Source organism: Pseudomonas sp. 14P_8.1_Bac3, assembly GCF_025466085.1.
In the GTDB taxonomy this organism is placed as follows: Bacteria; Pseudomonadota; Gammaproteobacteria; order Pseudomonadales; family Pseudomonadaceae; genus Aquipseudomonas.
In genome coordinates, this window is record NZ_JANLOD010000066.1 from 177,854 (window position 1) to 190,382 (window position 12,529).

The window sequence follows — 12,529 nt, forward strand, 5'->3', positions numbered from 1 at the left end:
GTGGGAGGTTTTGTAACTTAAGGTTAACGGTAGACGAACCGGACCTGGCGGCGCCTTGCCGACACCGCCCGTGCAGGAGCCGGGTATTCAGGGGAGGACGGTCCACAATGCGAAACCGGCGTACCAGAGCACCGCCGCGCGCAGCAGCAACTCCCAGAGGCGGTCGAGGCTGTTGATGCCGTCCGGCCCAACCACTGGCGCAGGAATTTCACCGGCCACCAGCCCGACCTTCTCGATCAACTGCGCGGCGCTGATGTTCCAGTTCAGCAACTCGTGGAGCATGACTCGGCTGACCGCGACAAAGTTGCCGACCAGTGCGAAGCTCGCTGCCAGCAAGCGCACCGGTATCCAATCGAACGCATGACGCAACTGTGCCGCTCGCTCGACGACGGCCGGATTTTGCCCGTGAACTTCAGCGAGAGCGAGCAATCGATAACTGAGCGCCGCCACCGGGCCGAGCAGAAAGTACCAGAAAATCACGGCGAAAAAGCTCTGGTAGGCCTCCCACAGCAGATGCCCCTGAACTCGCTCCAGCAGTTGCTCGCCGCTCTCGGCGCAAATGTTCAGATCGCGGTTCGCTACATGCGCAGCGGCTTGCAGGTCTTCCCGACGCCAGGCGTCGCGGAACGGTCCGAGACCGGCGAGCAGATCCCCGCGACCCAGGCTGTAAATCACCACCAGCAAATGCACGGGCAACGCCAACAGGCCATAGGCGACCGGCTCCAGCACCACCAGCAGCAACGCCAACAGCGCCGCAGGCAGCAACACCAGAATCACCAGGATCAACCACGGACGATTGACCAAACGCGGACTGGCTTCGAGCTTGTGCAACTCGCGCAACCAGCCAGCGTCACGTTGAACCCGATGACGCAAGGCCGAGAACTTCTCGATCCATACCGCCAACAGCAACACCAGAAAGCTCATTGTTGTTCCTCTTTACTGGAGCGATGCGCCAGGGCGGCCCGATAACGTGCCCAGTCGAACGCCGGCCCCGGATCGGTCTTGCGTCCGGGAGCGATGTCGCTATGTCCGCAGATGCGCTGCGCAGTGATTTCCGTGTAGACGCTTTGCAGCTGCAAGGTCAGCGCCGTCAATGCCGCATATTGAGCGTCGGTGAACGGCAGATCATCCGTGCCTTCGAGCTCGATGCCCACGGAAAAATCGTTACAGGTTTCGCGCCCGTCGAAGCACGACACGCCGGCATGCCAGGCGCGCTCAAGGCACGAAACAAACTGAGTGACCGTGCCGTCACGCTCGATCAGAAAGTGCGCGGACACCCGCAGGTCAGCGATCCCCTCAAAATAGGGATGCTCTGTGACATCCAGCCGGTTCTGAAAAAAGGCCTGCACCTTGCCGGTGGCGAATTGCGCTGGCGGCAGACTGATGTTGTGGATCACCAGCAGGGAAACTTCGCCCGTGGGGCGCGCATTGAAGTTGGGCGAGGGGCATACCTTCACGCCCTGACACCAACCGCTCGCGGGGTCCAACTGCATACAGGTTCCTTCAACGTCGACTGTGTTGGCGCCCAGTATGCCGCGATAGACCCTCGGCGGCGATCACTTGCCGCGATTGAGACGCCGCAGGTTGCCGATCACCGATTCCAGCGCCCGATCGAAGAGCAAGGTGTCGTCCAGGGTTCGCACCGCGCCACTGCGGAAATCCAGGGCCAGGCCAGTGCGATTGCGCTCCAGGACTTTCATCCCGGTCCGGTCGACAAAGATGTATTTGCCCGTGGCGTCGATGATCGCGGCCAGTTTGCAGCGCAGGGTATTGTCCTCGTCTTCCTGAAACTCCACCCAGCACCCCATGTGCAGCTGATCGACTTGAATCAGCCCCGCGTCGTCCGCTGACAAGCGTACCGCGGACGTATCGGGCCCTTCGTCAGCGGTGCGTAACACGATCTCCTCCTGCACCCGCACCATCACCGGCGCATCGGATTCGCGGCGGGTTGACGGCTCCTGATCCGGACGCTCGAACAGTTGAACATGCAGACTTTCCAGCTCACTGAAAAACTCACCGGTGGCGAACGGATCGAACGCCGAGCTGCTCAACCCGTCGCGCAACGACTTGAGCAACCCGGGCACCAGCGCCAGCAGGCGCAGGCTCGCATCGGGCTCATCGTGACGCTGCACGCTCCAGACCAGTTGGTCCATGGTCTGCACGTCTGCATGCCATTCGGCGGACTGATCGCCATGCTTGAGGCATGTCAGCAGCAAGACCTGGCTCCAGGCCTCCTGGAGGAACGCCACCACCCGCTGCGGCAACACTTTGCCCAGCAACACCTGATTCAAGGCCTTCTCGACGCGCTGCCGGGCCAGCTCGGTTTTGGCGCGGCCCTCTTCGGCGTCGCGGGTGCGTTGTTCCAGCAACTCGCTGCGACGGCGCTCATCGCTGGTGAACGCGAGAAAATCCGCCAGCAGTTCGGAAAAGATCGTCGGGTCGTCGACGAAGTCATTCAACAAGCGCTGCACCACTTGCTCTATGCGCAGGTACAGGCTGTCGCGCTGGTGATCGTCGCACTCGCCCCAGCCCATGGCCGCGGCGGCAATTTCGTTGAGCAGACGACGGGCCGGATGACTGGCGCGACTGAAGAAACTCTTGTCGAGGACGGCTACTTTAAGCATCGGAATCTGCAAGCGGCCGATCAGCGCTTTAAGCGAGTCCGGCAAGTTGCGGTCATCGAGGATGCATTCGAACAGCATGGCGATCAGGTTGATCACGTCTTCATCGGCCACGCCGACCACACGCGATTTGCCGCTTCTGACGCTGACCCGGGTCAGCAGCTGCTCGAGCTGGTTGCGCAGGTCGAAATCGTCATGAGCCGCCAGCGCCGGCACGTACTGCTGGAGGTGCGAAAGCATGCGCAGCAGGTCGCGGGTAGAAATCGGCTGCGCCGGGGCGCTGACCTCCAGTGTCGGCGCGACACTGCCGCGGACGTGGAGCAGCAGCGTTTGCAGCGCCGCGAACACTTCTTGCACGCCCTCGTCGACAGGCAGGTTGCTGGTGTCGGCCGGGGCGGCGTGGACACTGGCTTCGGCACGATCGAGTGCGCGCCGCGATGGCGCCAGCTTGAGATCCGGCAGAATACCGGTGGCGATCAGCAGTTGATTGGCTTCGGAATAAAGCTGGTCGGTGTCGCCGAGCACGTACCGCTCGAAAAGCTTCAGGATGATCAGCTTGACCTTGATCTCCACCCCGAGGTTACGCCCGGCCTGCATGAAATACTCACAGAGCAGCGCCGGGCCGAGGGGATTGTGTTGAGTCAGCAGTTTCTTGCCCATCAGGGTACTGAGGCGTGCGGTCAGTTGGTCCAGGGCAAAACCGTCGCGGTTCAACACCTTGTTGACCATGGCCTCCACCGCCACGCTGCGCTCCAGGTCGTCACTGGCCTGCGCCGCATCGAGCGCCAGTGCCTGGGGCAAGGCCGTCTGCGCCGTTCCGTAATGGGTAAGGCCACCGAACGCCTCGAAGAACTGCTCGAGAAAACTGCGCTCGATGCTTTTGCGCTTTAGGCGCAAGTCGCGCATGGCTTCGAAGAAGATGTTCTGGTCAACATCGGTGCGCGCGCGGTCGGCCATTTCGAACAGCGTGTCGTCAGCGTTATCGAACAGTTCCTGTAACGCATGCCGGAGCTGGAGCGCGGCCTTGTCGCGAACCTGAAGCAGAATCACAGGCACACGGGCGAGCGGCGAATAGGTCGCTTTTTCGGTAGCCGCCTTGTGCAAAGGCACCACATTCGCGTCGTTGTGCATCCTGGCCTCCCTGAAACGGTGATTCCTCGACTCGGTAGGGCCAAGGTACGTCAAAGCTATGACGTCAAACACAAGGCGCATTATCTTGCAAAGAATGTCCCGTTTGCCAGCGGACTCTGCGCGCCTTAATGAAATAGACGTTTCGATTGACCATTGCCTGACGCCAATTGATCAGAGGAATCGACCAAGTGCAGGTGTCAGTGCGATCGGAAGACCTCTCACGCCTTGGGTTGCTCCGCGCCATGCCCCTATAATCGGGCCACTTTGTTTGTGGAGTCCGTTATGCCGAATCTACGTCTCGCCGATCTGACCGCCGAAATCGAAGCCAACGTGCGCCGTGCGTTGCTCGAAGACATCGGCAGCGGCGACATCACCGCGCAGCTGATCCCGGCCGAACGCCTGGCCAAAGCCACCATCATCACCCGCGACGCTGCGGTCATCGCCGGCACTGCCTGGGTGGATGCCGTGTTCCGGCAACTGGACCCGCGCGTAGCGGTGCATTGGCAGGTGCGTGACGGTGAGCGGGTGAAGCCCGATCAAGCCCTGTTCCACCTCGAAGGCCCTGCACGCTCGCTGCTGACGGGTGAGCGCAGCGCCCTGAATTTCCTGCAACTGCTGTCCGGCGTGGCCACGCGCGCGCAATATCTGGCGGATTTCGTCGCCGACACCCAGGTAAAGCTGCTCGATACCCGCAAGACCCTGCCGGGGCTGCGTCTGGCGCAGAAGTACGCCGTGACTTGCGGCGGTTGCCATAACCATCGCATTGGCCTCTACGACGCCTTCCTGATCAAGGAAAACCATATTGCCGCCTGTGGTGGCATCCCTGAGGCGATCAACGCCGCGCACAAGATCGCCCCGGGCAAACCGGTGGAGATCGAGGTGGAAAGTCTGGCGGAGCTGAAGGAGGCCCTGGCGGCCGGTGCTGACATCATCATGCTCGACGAGTTGAGCCTGGATGACATGCGCGAGGCCGTGCGCCTGAACGGCGGCAAGGCAAAACTGGAGGCCAGCGGCGGCATCAACGAAAGCACATTGCTGCCGATAGCGGAAACCGGGGTGGATTACATCTCGATTGGTGCAATGACCAAGGATGTGAAGGCGGTCGACCTGTCGATGCGCCTGAGCCTCTGACGACGAAATGAAAAAAATCGTAGGAGCGAGCCTGCTCGCGATGGACGTTATCGATAACGCGTATTTACTGGGTAAAACGCGGCGCTCTTGAGTCCATCGCGAGCAAGCTCGCTCCTGCAGGTCTGTCAGACCACCAGATTGTTCATCTCGCAGTACTCTTCCCACTCGACGCCCAGTACCTCGGCCGCCTCCTTGTGCAGCGCCAGTCGCGCCGCCTCGAATTCTTCCGGGCTCGAGGTGTACTTGAGCGTCAGCTCCCACGGCTGCAAGCCCTGGGATTCCGCCTCATCCTCGAACGCCCACTGGATCTGGTCTTTCTGATCGTCGGCGGGCAGGTCCTTGATTTCTTCGGCTAGCTGCGGCGACTCAAGCACGTACTTCTGCAGCGCTTCTTCGTGCCGGGCTTCCTGGGTCAATTCTTTTACGGTCATGTCGTTCTCGCTGATCGGGGGAATGGAAGATGGATCTGGATCATCAAGGATCTCTCTGACGCAAAAAACCGTTTGAAGCCCGGTTTGTCTGGCCTTCAGAACCATTCGTGGATCATTTGAAAACTGCAGGGTGGTGCTTCTGCACGGTCCGAATATAGGACGTTTGGAAGACGATTTATATGCACTTTTACATTGAATCTACAAAAACATGCTGAAAGCCGTCGCCGCGCCAACACGGATCAGTGAAGCGTTCATGCGCAACAAATACAGGAATAATTGTGCCCGAGACAGGAATCGAACCTGCGACCTTCGCGTTACGAGTGCGCTGCTCTACCGGCTGAGCTACACGGGCGGTGAGCTAAACCTAGCACCGGGATTGGGGTCGGGCAAATCCACAAATCGTTTCCACTTTTCGCAGACAAAAAAATGCCCCGCAGTTTGCACGGCGGGGCATTTTTCATAACGTTGGAGCGGTCAGGCGTGGGGAGTGATTAAACGCCCGAAGCCTTGGCCGCTGCGACGTCCTTGATGGACAGCTTGATACGGCCGCGGTTGTCCACGTCCAGTACCAGCACTTCCACTTCCTGGCCTTCTTTCAGGATGTCGGTCACTTTCTCTACGCGAGCGTCGCTCAGCATCGAGATGTGAACCAGACCGTCCTTGCCCGGCAGGATGTTGACGAATGCGCCGAAGTCGACGATGCGCTCAACCTTGCCGACGTAGATCTTGCCGATTTCAGCCTCAGCGGTGATGCCCAGGACGCGCTGGCGTGCTGCTTCAGCCGCTTCCTTGGTTTCGCCGAAGATCTTGATCGAGCCGTCGTCTTCGATGTCGATCGAAGCCTTGGTCTCTTCACAGATCGCACGAATGGTCGCGCCGCCTTTACCGATGACGTCACGGATTTTGTCGGTGTCGATTTTCATCGCGATCATGGTCGGAGCGTTTTCCGACAGCTCGGTACGCGACTGACCAATGATCTGGTTCATCTGACCGAGGATGTTCAGGCGCGCTTCCAGGGCTTGGCCCAGAGCGATCTCCATGATTTCTTCGGTGATGCCCTTGATCTTGATGTCCATCTGCAGCGCGGTCACGCCTTTGGCGGTACCGGCTACTTTGAAGTCCATGTCGCCGAGGTGATCTTCGTCGCCCAGGATGTCGGTCAGGACGGCGAATTTCTCACCTTCTTTAACCAGGCCCATCGCGATACCGGCAACCGGTGCCTTCATCGGAACGCCAGCGTCCATCAGGGCCAGGGAAGCGCCGCAGACCGAAGCCATGGAGCTCGAACCGTTGGACTCGGTGATTTCCGACACGACACGGATGGTGTACGGGAACACGTCAGCGGCAGGCAGCATGGCCGAGATCGAACGGCGGGCCAGACGGCCGTGACCGATTTCGCGACGACCGGCGCCACCCATGCGACCACACTCGCCGACCGAGAACGGAGGGAAGTTGTAGTGCAGCATGAACGGGTCTTTTTTCTCGCCTTCCAGGGTGTCCAGCAGCTGTGCGTCACGGGCGGTGCCCAGCGTCGCAACGACCAGAGCCTGGGTTTCGCCACGGGTGAACAGCGCCGAACCGTGGGTCTTTGGCAGAACACCCACTTCGATGTTCAGAGGACGTACGGTCTTGGTGTCGCGGCCGTCGATACGTGGCTTGCCGTTAACGATGTTTTCGCGAACGGTGCGGTATTCGATTTCGCCGAAAGCGGCTTTGACTTCAGCGGAAGTCGGCTGGCCTTCTTCGCCGGACAGCTTGGCAACGACCTGGTCTTTCAGCTCGCCCAGACGCGCATAACGGTCGGCTTTGACGGTGATGGTGTAAGCCTGGGAGATCGACTCGCCGAACTCGGCACGGATAGCGCCCAGCAGAGCAGTGGCTTCTGGCTGTGGAGCCCAGGTCCAGGTCGGCTTGGCAGCTTCGGCGGCCAGTTCCTTGACGGCGTTGATCACCACCTGGAACTCGTCGTGAGCAAACAGTACCGCGCCCAGCATCTGGTCTTCGGTCAGCTCTTTGGCTTCCGATTCAACCATCAATACGGCTTCCGAAGTACCGGCAACGACCATGTCCAGGCTCGATGCTTTCTGTTGTTCGTAAGTCGGGTTCAGCAGGTAGCCGGTGCTTTCGTGGAACGCAACGCGGGCAGCGCCGATCGGGCCATCGAAAGGAATGCCGGAGATCGCCAGTGCAGCCGAGGTGCCGATCATCGCAGCGATGTCCGGATCGGTCTTCTTGCTGGTGGAGACGACGGTGCAGACAACCTGCACTTCGTTCATGAAGCCTTCAGGGAACAGCGGACGGATCGGACGGTCGATCAGTCGGGAAGTCAGGGTTTCTTTCTCGGAAGGACGGCCTTCACGCTTGAAGAAACCGCCAGGGATCTTACCGGCAGCGTAAGTCTTTTCCTGGTAGTGAACGGACAGAGGGAAGAAGCCCTTGCCTGGATCGGCTTGCTTGGCACCGACTACGGTCACCAATACGCTGACGTCGTCGTCAACGGTGACCAATACTGCGCCGGAGGCCTGACGGGCGATACGGCCAGTCTCGAGGGTAACGGTCGACTGACCGAACTGGAATTTTTTGATTACCGGGTTCACGGTGTCCTACCTTCTTTTGTGGCTCTTGGGGAACTTGTCTTCTTGCGAAATTCTTGGGCAATGTCGGGAATCGGCCCAACGCCTGTCCGGTAAAAACGTGTATCCAGATAAAACTTGAGGCTGGGAGCCTGCCGTACGCCAGCGGGAAACCCACTGACGTACGACAGACAACCAACCTCTAGCGCAATCGCTTATTAGCGACGCAGACCCAGGCGAGCGATCAGAGCGCTGTAACGGCTCACGTCCTTGCCTTTCAGGTAGTCCAGCAGCTTACGACGCTGGTTAACCATGCGGATCAGACCACGACGGGAGTGGTGATCTTTACCGTTGGCCTTGAAGTGACCTTGCAGTTTGTTGATGTTGTGGGTCAGCAGTGCAACTTGCACTTCTGGCGAACCAGTGTCACCAACAGCTTGCTGGTAGTCAGCTACGATTTGAGCTTTTTCTTGAACGTCGAGAGCCATGAGGCAATCCTTTTATCAGGAAACTGTTTCAGAAAAACAGTTTCAACAGGCCAGGGACAAATCCCTGTATCTAAAAATGAGTAGTGACCGTGCCTGTTGACAGCCACCCTCGTCCGGTCATTCTGACCGAATCAGTCGACGCGGCGCGATGCGCCCGTCTTCGCTCACTTCACCGATACCGATGAAGCGACCGTTGTGATCCTGTACCCGTACCATGCCGAACTTCGGCGCATCCGGGGCGCGCACCGGTTGGCCGTTAAGCCAGTAGAACGCGCTGTGCTCCGAGAACTGCAACAGTGGCCAATCCAGCAGGCCGCTGTCCGATGGCATCAGGAAGCGGTCGACCGCTTCGTTGCCGCCTTCGGCATGTACCGCTTCCAACTCTTCGAGCGTGACCGTCTGCGCCAGGTTGAAGGGCCCGGCCTGGGTACGTCGCAATTCAGCAACGTAAGCGCCACAACCGAGTTGCTCACCGATATCCTCCACCAGGGTGCGGATATAGGTGCCTTTGCTGCAATCCACCGCAAGCCGCGCAGTATCACCTTCGAAGGCCAGCAATTCCAAGCGCGCAATAGTAACAGAACGCGGTTCGCGCTCCACTACTTCACCTGCACGCGCCAGCTTGTACAGCGGCTGGCCATCACGCTTGAGCGCCGAGTACATCGGCGGTATCTGGCTGATTTGCCCACGAAATTTGGGCAACGCCGCTTCGACATCGGCGCGACCAACGGTCACCGGGCGCTCCTGCAAAACTTCACCTTCGGCGTCCGCCGTGGTGGTGGTCTTGCCCAGTTGCGCCAGGGTTTCGTAACCCTTGTCGGAGTCGAGCAGGTACTGCGAGAACTTGGTGGCCTCACCGAAGCACAACGGCAGTACGCCGGTGGCCAGCGGATCAAGACTGCCGGTATGCCCGGCCTTCTCGGCGTTCAACAGCCAGCGGACTTTCTGCAACGCGGCGTTTGAGGTGAACCCCAGCGGCTTGTCCAGCAGGATGATGCCGCTGACGTTACGACGGATACGTTTGACCTGAGCCACCGATTACTCCTTGGTGTCTTCGGCTTCAGCCGCAACCGGGTGCTGATTGTCTTCAGCCACCGCGCGCTCGATCAGTGCCGACAGGTGCGCGCCACGCACGACGCTTTCGTCGTAGTGGAAGTGCAACTGCGGAACGCTGCGCAACTTCATTTCGCGGGCCAACTGCATGCGCAGGAAACCGGCGGCGGAGTTGAGCACCTTGATGCTTTGCGCGATGTCTTCGGCGCTGTCCTGGCCCATGACCGTGATGAAGATCTTGGCGTGACCGACGTCACGGCTGACTTCAACAGCGGTAATGGTGACCAGGCCGACGCGCGGGTCTTTGACTTCACGACGGATCAGCTGTGCCAGCTCACGCTGCATCTGATCGCCGATACGTTGGGTACGGCTGTATTCTTTTGCCATGTCTTGTTACCTGTTACTGCCCCACGGTGAAACCCGAAGGGTCTGAAAGCGGCAAACGCCCGGCCTGACAAAAGCCAGACCGGGCGTTGCGTTTAGAGTCCTGACGCGTTGCCGCGCATCTGCATGCGGCGGCTTGGCGTGGCCCTTGAAGTGCGCGAGTTAGAGGCTGCGAGCAACCTGAACCTTCTCGAAGACTTCGATTTTGTCGCCGACCTTGACGTCGTTGTAGCTCTTCACGCCGATACCGCATTCCATGCCGGCACGTACTTCAGAAGCGTCATCCTTGAAGCGGCGCAGGGATTCCAGCTCGCCTTCGAAGATAACGATGTCTTCACGCAGTACACGGATTGGACGGTTACGGTGAACAACACCTTCGATCACCATGCAACCGGCGATCGCGCCAAACTTCGGCGAACGGAACACGTCACGCACTTCAGCGACACCCAGGATGTTCTCGCGAACATCGCTGCCCAGCATACCGGTGAGGGCTTTCTTGACGTCTTCGATGATGTCGTAGATCACGTTGTAGTAACGCATATCCAGACCTTCCTGCTCGACGATCTTGCGAGCGCCGGCATCGGCACGCACGTTGAAGCCAAACAGTACAGCGTTGGAGGCCAGTGCCAGGTTGGCGTCGGACTCGGTGATACCACCGACACCGCCACCGACAACACGCACTTGCACTTCGTCGTTACCCAGGCCGTTCAAGGCACCGTTCAACGCTTCCAGCGAACCACGGACGTCAGATTTGAGGACGATGTTGAGCGTCTTCTTCTCTTCCTGACCCATGTTCTCGAAGATGTTTTCAAGCTTGCCGGCGTGAGCACGGGCCAGTTTGACTTCGCGGAACTTGCCTTGACGGAACAGAGCTACTTCACGGGCTTTCTTCTCGTCGGCAACCACGCTCATCTCGTCGCCAGCGTCCGGGGTACCGTCCAGGCCGAGGATCTCGACAGGGATGGAAGGACCGGCTTCCTTGATCGGTTTGCCGTTCTCGTCGAGCATGGCACGTACACGGCCATAGTTCGAACCGACCAGCACCATGTCGCCTTGGCGCAGGGTACCGTCTTGAACCAGAACGGTTGCAACCGGGCCGCGACCTTTGTCGAGACGCGATTCAACTACAACGCCACGGCCAGGTGCCGACGGAGTTGCTTTCAATTCCAGAACTTCAGCTTGCAGCAGAACAGCTTCGAGCAACTCGTCCACGCCAGTACCGACTTTCGCCGAAACCGATACGAACGGGGTGTCGCCGCCCCACTCTTCCGAAGTCACGCCGTGAACCGACAGTTCGCTACGGATGCGATCGAGATCAGCGCCCGGCTTGTCGATTTTGTTCACGGCTACAACCAGCGGAACACCAGCAGCCTTGGCGTGCTGAACGGCTTCAATGGTCTGCGGCATCACGCCGTCGTCCGCTGCAACCACCAGGATCACGATGTCGGTCGCCTTGGCACCACGGGCACGCATGGCGGTAAACGCGGCGTGACCAGGGGTGTCGAGGAAGGTGACCATGCCGCGTTCGGTTTCAACGTGGTACGCACCGATGTGCTGGGTGATGCCGCCGGCTTCGCCAGCAGCTACCTTGGCACGACGGATGTAGTCGAGCAGCGAGGTCTTACCATGGTCAACGTGGCCCATTACGGTCACAACCGGCGCACGGGAGAACGCTTCACCTTCAAATTTCAGGGACTCGGCCAGGGAGTCTTCCAGGGCCGTGTCGCTGACCAGGGTCACTTTGTGGCCCAGTTCTTCAGCCACGAGCTGGGCAGTTTCCTGATCCAGTACCTGGTTGATGGTCGCTGGAGTGCCCAGTTTGAACATGAACTTGATGATTTCAGCAGCCTTGACCGACATCTGCTGGGCGAGATCGCCAACAGTGATGGTCTCGCCGATCTTCACTTCGCGCACGACAGGACCGGTTGGGCTCTGGAAACCGTGGGCGTTGCGTTTCTTCAGCTTGGCCTTGCCGCGACCACCACGACGGAAGCCATCGCTTTCTTCGTCGGTAGTACGTGGCGCAACGCGTGGAGCAGGCGCTTTCTCTTTGACCGAAGCACGATGCGGAGCGTTTTTGCGCTCGCCATCGCCACTGCCGCGACGATTGTTATCGTCGGCACGTGGTTTGTCCGGACGGCGCTGTTCGTTCTGCTTGTTACGAACGTCCGCAGACGGCGCTGGTGCAGCTGCAACAACCGGCGCGCTTTCACGTACAGGTTCAGCAACAGCAGCAACCGGCGCGGCAACAGCGTCGTTGGAAGCAGTTTGCGCAGCAGCAGGCTGGCGACGCGCTTCTTCTTCGGCGCGACGCTTGGCTTCTTCTTCAGCCTTCTGACGAGCAGCATTTTCTACTGCGCGACGTTCTTCCAGTTCGCGTTTGCGCTCGGCTTCGATTTCTTCCGGGCTGCGCTGAACGAAAACTTTCTTTTTACGAACTTCAACACTGATGCTTTTGCTGCCAGCAACACGCAAGGTGCTGGTGGTTTTACGCTGCAGTGTGATCTTGCGTGGTTCTTCCACTTTCGCCTTGTGGCTGCTTTTCAAGTGAGTCAGCAAAGATTGCTTCTCACTGTCAGTCACATGTTCTTCGGCGGCGGTGTGCGGCAGACCTGCCTCACGCATCTGCTGCAACAGGCGCTCTACCGGTGTTTTGACCTCATCGGCCAGTTGTTTCACCGTGACTTGCGTCATGCACTTCTCTCCTCAGGCCGCGC

General features: G+C 59.4%; 10 protein-coding genes and 1 tRNA gene. 1 reads left to right on the forward strand and 10 read right to left on the reverse strand.

What is annotated here, in order from left to right:
- Window positions 1-87: 87 nt before the first annotated feature.
- From ampE to NTD84_RS21945, 3 genes are all read right to left on the reverse strand, one after another.
- Window positions 88-924 carry a regulatory signaling modulator protein AmpE gene (ampE, locus tag NTD84_RS21935; RefSeq protein ID WP_262169885.1) on the reverse strand — a complete coding sequence of 279 codons (837 nt, stop codon included), beginning with the start codon at window positions 922-924 and terminating at the stop codon, window positions 88-90.
- Complete coding sequence (ampD, locus tag NTD84_RS21940; protein WP_262169887.1) at window positions 921-1,493, reverse strand: 1,6-anhydro-N-acetylmuramyl-L-alanine amidase AmpD; 573 nt, start codon at window positions 1,491-1,493, stop codon at window positions 921-923. The genes ampE and ampD overlap by 4 nt, the downstream gene beginning before the upstream one ends.
- 63 nt (window positions 1,494-1,556) lie before the next feature.
- Window positions 1,557-3,752: a DUF1631 domain-containing protein gene (locus NTD84_RS21945; RefSeq protein WP_262169889.1), complete on the reverse strand. Its 2,196-nt coding sequence runs from the start codon at window positions 3,750-3,752 to the stop codon at window positions 1,557-1,559.
- Window positions 3,753-4,034: 282 nt separating this feature from the next.
- Here NTD84_RS21945 and nadC point away from each other — a divergent pair, with 282 nt between their 5' ends.
- The gene (gene nadC, locus NTD84_RS21950; protein ID WP_262169891.1) at window positions 4,035-4,883 is read left to right on the forward strand and encodes a carboxylating nicotinate-nucleotide diphosphorylase; all 849 of its coding nucleotides are present in this window, start codon (window positions 4,035-4,037) and stop codon (window positions 4,881-4,883) included.
- A gap of 125 nt (window positions 4,884-5,008) precedes the next feature.
- Here nadC and NTD84_RS21955 read toward each other — a convergent pair whose 3' ends face one another.
- The 7 genes from NTD84_RS21955 to infB form a co-directional block, all read right to left on the reverse strand.
- Window positions 5,009-5,314, reverse strand: coding sequence for a DUF6388 family protein (locus NTD84_RS21955; RefSeq protein WP_262169893.1), 306 nt, complete (start codon window positions 5,312-5,314; stop codon window positions 5,009-5,011).
- A 279-nt stretch (window positions 5,315-5,593) separates the two neighbouring features.
- Window positions 5,594-5,666 (reverse strand) — tRNA-Thr (locus tag NTD84_RS21960).
- A gap of 139 nt (window positions 5,667-5,805) precedes the next feature.
- Window positions 5,806-7,911 (reverse strand): polyribonucleotide nucleotidyltransferase, encoded by a 2,106-nt coding sequence (gene pnp, locus NTD84_RS21965; protein ID WP_262169895.1) that lies wholly within the window; start codon window positions 7,909-7,911, stop codon window positions 5,806-5,808.
- Window positions 7,912-8,105: 194 nt separating this feature from the next.
- A complete protein-coding gene (gene rpsO, locus NTD84_RS21970) occupies window positions 8,106-8,375 on the reverse strand; it encodes a 30S ribosomal protein S15 (RefSeq protein WP_003197723.1) in 270 nt (89 codons plus the stop codon).
- A 117-nt stretch (window positions 8,376-8,492) separates the two neighbouring features.
- On the reverse strand, window positions 8,493-9,410 hold the full coding sequence (gene truB / locus NTD84_RS21975) for a tRNA pseudouridine(55) synthase TruB (protein ID WP_262169898.1): 918 nt from the start codon (window positions 9,408-9,410) through the stop codon (window positions 8,493-8,495).
- 3 nt (window positions 9,411-9,413) lie between these two features.
- Window positions 9,414-9,815 carry a 30S ribosome-binding factor RbfA gene (gene rbfA, locus NTD84_RS21980; RefSeq protein WP_034148332.1) on the reverse strand — a complete coding sequence of 134 codons (402 nt, stop codon included), beginning with the start codon at window positions 9,813-9,815 and terminating at the stop codon, window positions 9,414-9,416.
- Between the two features lie 159 nt (window positions 9,816-9,974).
- On the reverse strand, window positions 9,975-12,506 hold the full coding sequence (infB, locus tag NTD84_RS21985; protein WP_262169903.1) for a translation initiation factor IF-2: 2,532 nt from the start codon (window positions 12,504-12,506) through the stop codon (window positions 9,975-9,977).
- Between the last annotated feature and the right edge of the window lie 23 nt (window positions 12,507-12,529).